The organism is Rhodococcus sp. IC4_135 (assembly GCF_011602025.1).
GTDB classification, from domain to species: domain Bacteria; phylum Actinomycetota; class Actinomycetes; order Mycobacteriales; family Mycobacteriaceae; genus Rhodococcus_F; species Rhodococcus_F baikonurensis.
This window is the reverse complement of the sequence record NZ_JAAOLG010000076.1, coordinates 1-6,496: the sequence shown is the minus strand read 5'-3', so window position 1 is coordinate 6,496 and position 6,496 is coordinate 1. Positions and strand designations below refer to the sequence as shown.

The window sequence follows — 6,496 nt, the reverse complement described above, 5'->3', positions numbered from 1 at the left end:
GGTGTGTGGGGGTGGTGGTGGACGAGGTGGCGGTGTTGGAGGGGGTGCGGAGGTCTCTTCCGGGGTTCATGGTGCCGTCGGTGGTGGTGGTGTTGGGGGAGTTTCCGGTGACGGTGCATGGGAAGTTGGACCGTAAAGCCCTCCCGGACATCAACTTCGAACCTCAATCGCTGCAGTATGTCGCGCCGCGAACGCCGGTCGAGGAGACGGTTGCCGCAATTTTCGATGATCTGCTGGGAACGTCGACGGTGGGCGTGTACGACGACTTTTTTGCTCTTGGTGGGAACTCTCTCAGTGCGGCCAGGTTGGTTGCGCGAGTGAATGCTGTTCTCGGCGAACGGATCAACATCCGCGACGTCTTCGATGCGTCGACCGTTGCAGCGCTGGCGGAGTTGGCGCAGAGCCGCGGAGGGGACATACCGGGTGATATCAGCGGCGGAGAAGGAGCGAAGCCAGCGTTGACGCCGCGGGGTACGACGACGGATATCCCACTTTCACCGGCGCAGGAGCGAATGTGGTTTGCGAATCAGTTCGCCCCCGAATCCGCTGCATACAACGTCGCGTGCGCGTTGAGGCTCGACGGCGCACTGAATGTGAGTGCGCTTCGCGCTGCATTTGTCGACGTCGTCGAGCGGCACGAGTCTTTGCGCACTGTGTTTCCTTTCACGGACAACGGACCGCGTCAAGTGATCATGTCCACCTCACAGGTGGTATCGGATCTCGCACCGATACTTGTACAGGGAGGCGAAGACCTGCGCGAGCGTTGCCGGCAGATCGCTTCGGTTGGTTTCGACGTCACGCAACAGGTCCCGATGCGCGCCACCTTGTTGCGGCGAGATGACCAGGCCCACTCGCATGTCCTGGTGATCGTGATTCACCACATCGCCGCCGACGGATTCTCGACGGTACCGCTGGCCCGAGATCTCATGAGCGCATACTCCGCCCGTGTGAACAGTGAGGCACCTCGGTGGGCGCCGCTCGCGATCCAGTACGCCGACTACGCGTTGTGGCATCGTGGTTGGTTGGGCTCCGAATCCGACTCTCGGTCCTCGATGTCGAAACAGCTCATCTATTGGGCCGAGAATCTTGCGGGCACACCGGAGGTTCTCGACATTTCGACTGATCGACCGCGCGGTGACGTGCGTTCGCTCCGACGCGGACGGATTCGGTTCGACTTCAGTCCGGAGATCCATGCCGGTGTGGTTGCCCTGTCGCGCACACACAACGCCACGGTCTTCATGGTTGTGCACGCAGCCTTGGCTGTGCTGCTGGCGAGGCTCAGTGATGAGGACGACATAACCGTAGGAACTCCCATCGCCGGACGTGGGGAGCGCGAACTCGACGACCTGGTGGGTATGTTCGTCAACACCTTGGTCTTGCGCACTGCAGTGGACCGTGGCGCGACCTTCGGGGAGTTCCTCGACCAGGTCCGAAATGTAGATCTGAGCGCCTTCACCCATGCGGACGTGCCGTTCGAACGGGTCGTCGAGATCGTGAATCCTTCACGTTCGACGGCATACTCGCCCCTGTTTCAAGTCATGTTGGAGTTTCAGGACATCGAGCGACCTACCCTCGAACTGCCCGAGTTGCAGGTGACCGACGTGGGTGTCGAGATCGACACCATCAACTTCGATCTGCAGTTGACGGTGGCCCAGAATGTCGACGGCGCCGGTGAACCGGACGGTATTCGCGCCGAATTCGGTTATGCCACAGATATTTTTGACGATGAGACAGTAAGGGGCTTCGTCGACCGCCTGCAACGGATTCTCGAGCGCGTCACCACGGATCCGCAATCGCGGATCGGAGATATCGAGATTCTCTCCGGCCGTGAGTCGGTCGAACTGATACCCGTGCGAGGTGTGATCTCCACCGCTGTTCAGAGCCTTCCGGATGTGCTCACTGCAGCAACAGATATGGCGACCGCCCGGGATCCCGGCGCCGTCGCGCTGGTGTTCGAGGAACGTGAAGTGACCTATCTCGAACTCGACGCACAGTCGAACCGATTGGCCCGCCTGCTGATCGAATCGGGAGTGGGTCCCGAATCGGTGGTGGCGTTGTGTCTTCCACGCTCCGTCGAGTCCGTGCTGGCGGTGTGGTCCATTGCCAAGACCGGTGCGGCATTCCTTCCGGTGGACCCGGGACATCCTGCTGCACGTATCGAGTACATGCTGGGCGACTCCGGTGCAGCGTGGGGGATAACGTCTCGCGCTCACCACGCAGCACTGTCCGACCTCGTGCCGTGGCTGGTCCTCGACGATCCCGGTTTCGAGGAACGGCTGTGGGCGCACTCCCCATCGAGAGTCACCGACGCGGATCGGCGGGCACGGATTCGAATCGACAATCCGGCCTATCTGATCTATACCTCCGGGTCAACGGGAACGCCGAAGGGCGTGACAGTCACACACCGCGGGTTGAGCGACTTTGCTCTCCAGGAGCGCGAGACATTCGCTACCACCACCGAAGCAAGAACCCTGCACTTCGCCTCGCCGAGTTTCGACGCGTCGGTTCTCGAGCTCGTGCTGGCCGTTGGTGCTGGAGCCACGATGGTGATCGTGCCACCGACTGTCTACGGCGGGTCGGAGCTGGCGGCGCTACTGGAGCGCGAGCGCGTCACCCACTGTTTCGTGACTCCGGCGGCTTTGGCGTCCGTCGACCCAGACGGTCTCACCACTGTCGGTTGTGTCGTGACAGGTGGGGAGGCGTGCCCGCCGGAATTGGTGGCCCGCTGGGCGCCGGGCAGACAGATGTTCAACGCCTATGGTCCTACCGAGGCAACTGTGGTGTCGAGTATCAGTGCGGCACTGGCTCCTAACGACCCGGTCACCATCGGCGCACCTACTCGCGGATTCAGCGAGGTAGTGCTGGACTCGCGTCTGCGAGCGGTACCGGTAGGTGTCGCGGGGGAGTTGTATCTTGCCGGGCCGGCTCTCGCTCGCGGCTATCACCGGCGATCCGCGCTGACCGCCGCGCAGTTTGTCGCAGATCCCTTCGGTGCGCCGGGAACGCGGATCTATCGCACGGGCGATCGCGTGCGGTGGACGCCCGACCGGCAGCTGGAGTATCTCGGGCGCACCGACGCCCAAGTGAAGGTCCGTGGGTTCCGCATCGAACTCGGGGAAGTCGAGGTGGCATTGCAGACGCACCCACGCGTGGCCCAGGCGGTGACGGGCGTCTGGAACGGCGACGGCAGCGATCGGTTGATCGGCTACGTGGTTCCCGATCGCGGGGTGAGTGTCGATCCGCGAGACGTCCTCGCGCATGCAGGCACGCGACTGCCGTCGTACATGGTGCCTGCGGCGGTGGTGGTGCTCGACGCACTTCCGCTGACGGTTCACGGAAAACTGGACCGCGCAGCGCTTCCCGCACCCGATTTCTCGTCCGCGGCCACACCCGACCGGCCACCGCGAACGGAAACCGAGAATCTTCTTGCCGCTCTGTTCGCGCAGGTTCTCGGCCTCGACACCGTGGGAGTGCATGATTCCTTCTTCGAACTCGGTGGAGACAGCATCATGTCCATCCAATTGGTGGCCCGCGCTCGCGATGCTGGTGTGATCATCTCGCCGCGAGATGTATTCGACCACAAATCTGTTGCCGAACTTGCCGAGTCGGCGCACGTGGAGCAGGACGGGCCTGATGCGCTCGCGGAGCTGCCCGGAGCCGGTATCGGCACCCTCCCACTGACGCCGGTGGCGCAGTGGATGCTCGACCGCAGCAGCAGCGGCCTCGCGGGGGGTGAGCTGAACCGGTTCACCCAGGCGCTCTTGCTGACCGCTCCCGCTGATCTCACCCAGGACCTCCTTGTCCGGGGCGTTCAAGTGATGCTGGATCGGCACGACATGCTCCGTGCTCGCCTGGTCGAGCGTGAGCAGGTCATGGAAGTCCTACCACCCGGCTCGATCTCGGCCGAAGGACTGATCCATCGAGTAGCTGTCGGTTCGGTGGACGACGAAGGTTTCAGGGCCTTGGCGTCGGGAGAGCTCGAGGCCGCTGCCGACAGCTTGGATCCCGCCGCGGCCGACATGGTGCGCGTGATCTGGTTCGACCTGGCCGACAAACCTGACTTGTCGAACCAGCAGGGCCGATTACTTCTGGTGATTCATCACCTGGTTGTCGACGGCGTCTCGTGGCGCATTCTGGTCACCGACCTGGCGTCGGTGACAGCACAGCTCCAGGCCGGTGTCACGCCTGAACTGCCACAGATCGGAACGTCGTTCCGGCGATGGGCGCATGGGCTTGTCGAGCACGTGGGTGACCGGAGCGCAGAACGGGACGTGTGGACAACGATCCTGAAAGGCGATGACCCACTGATCGGTTCGCGCCCACTCGATCCCACGATCGACGTCTACGACACGGTCGACACCGTCACAGTGGACATCTCGCCTCCGGTGACCAGGAACCTTCTCACCACGGTTCCTGCGGCATTCCACACCGGCGTGAACGACGGACTCCTCACCGCTGTCGCGTTGGCCTCGATCGGGTGGCGACGACGCCGAGGTATGGATACCGCTGCCGCCCTGATCACTCTCGAAGGACACGGCCGCGAGGAGGGTGCGGTTCCTGGCGCAGACCTCGCTCGCACCGTTGGTTGGTTCACCACGCTCTACCCGGTGCGCGTGGATCTCGGCGGAATCGACGTCGACGACGCACTGGCAGGTGGCGCCGACGCCGGACGGGCCCTCAAAGCCGTCAAAGAGTACGTGCGTGCGATACCCGATCATGGAATCGGATTCGGGATGTTGCGGTACCTGTCTGGCGAGAGCGACACACTCGGCCGATTCCGTTCTCCTCAGATCAGTTTCAACTATCTGGGCCGGATCAGCTCCTCTGACGGAGCACAGGACTGGCTGCCGGTGGAGGACAATCGAAAGCTCGGCGGAACCCAGAATCGTTCCATGCCGGTGGCGTGCGTGATCGACATCAACGCCGCGGTTGAGGACCATGTCGACGGGCCCTGCCTGACAGCATCTTTCACCTTTCCCCGCGGAGTGCTCGACGCGTCGGACATCGCGGAATTCGCGGAACTGTGGCGTCGTGCACTCGACGGACTCACCGCGCACGCGTCGCGACCTGATGCGGGCGGTCTGACGCCGTCGGACGTTCCACTGGTCTCGGTGGACCAACAGCAGATCGAACGCTGGGAGAACGACTTCCCCGGATTGCGCGATGTCTGGTCGGTGTCACCCCTTCAAGCCGGGCTGATGTTCCATGCCTCACTGGCGGCCACGTCGACGGACGTCTACACAGCGCAGTTGTGCATCGAACTCGAAGGAGCGGTTGATTCCGAGCGTTTACGCGGTGCTGCTGCCGGACTACTCGGAAACCACCCGAATCTCTGCGCAGCGTTCGTCTACGACGTACACGGCCTACCGGTGCAGTTGGTTGTCGACGATGCAGTGATTCCCTGGACCGAGGTCGATCTGAGTGATCGAGGATCGGCAACCGAAGCAGATCTGGAGCGCCGCCTCGACGAGGATCGCAGTGCACCCTTCGACCTCGCCTCGCCGCCACTGCTTCGGCTGACGCTGCTGCGAACCTCGCCGACGAGGTGCGTGTTGGTGGTGACAAACCATCACATCGTTCTCGACGGTTGGTCGATGCCGTTGTTGGTTCGCGAACTGCTGACGCGATACGCGGCCGACGGTCTCCCGGTCGACAGAGCCCCGGCCGATCTTCCCGAGACTCCGTCATACCGCACCTATCTGGAATGGTTGGTGCACCGCGACCTCGAGACCTCGCTCGCGGTATGGGAGGACGCCATGGAAGGCGTCGACGAGCCGACGTTGTTGGCGGCTTCGGCGCCGATCGCGGAGCAACTGGTTCCCGAAGAAGTCGCCGTCGATCTACCCGATTCGGTGCTCGACGGACTTGGTGCGCTGGTCCAGCGGAGTGAGATCACGATGAACACGGTGATCCAAGCCGCGTGGGGTGTCCTGCTGTCTCGAATGCTTTCCCGCGACGACGTCGTCTTCGGCGTCACAGTCTCGGGCCGTTCACCTGAATTGCCTGGTGTGGAAAACATGATGGGGCTGCTGATCAACACATTGCCTGTCCGCGTGCAACTGGATCCGGACGAGACCTGTGCGCAGCTGCTCGCTCGACTACAAGGCGAACAGACAGCTCTGCTCGATCATCACCATGTCGGACTCGGAGCGATTCAATCTGTCGTAGGGACAGGCAATCTATTCGACACACTGTCGGTCTTCGAGTCGTATCCGATCGATACCTCGGGGATGGACGGGAACACCGACATAGCCGGTATGCGCGTCACCGCTGTGACTGCCCGGGACGCCACGCATTACCCACTCACCGTGCTGACCGTCGCGGAACCCGCGCTGCAGGTGAGCCTGCGGTATCAGCCGGCGGCACTCGACCGCGCCGTGGTCGACACCATTGCGCAGCGAATGTCGCTGATCCTTGCCGCCTTCGCAGCGAACGCGGACACACCGATCGGCGAGGTCGACGTGTTTGTCGCCGGTGAGCGTGGGTTGGTGGTGGG

1 protein-coding gene is annotated in these 6,496 nt (G+C 62.9%); it reads left to right on the top strand.

Annotated features, from left to right (window positions below):
• Positions 1 to 5: 5 nt before the first annotated feature.
• Positions 6 to 6,496, top strand: a 6,491-nt coding sequence (locus G8767_RS34710) for an amino acid adenylation domain-containing protein (RefSeq protein WP_346843069.1), incomplete at its 3' end; no start/stop codon positions are given.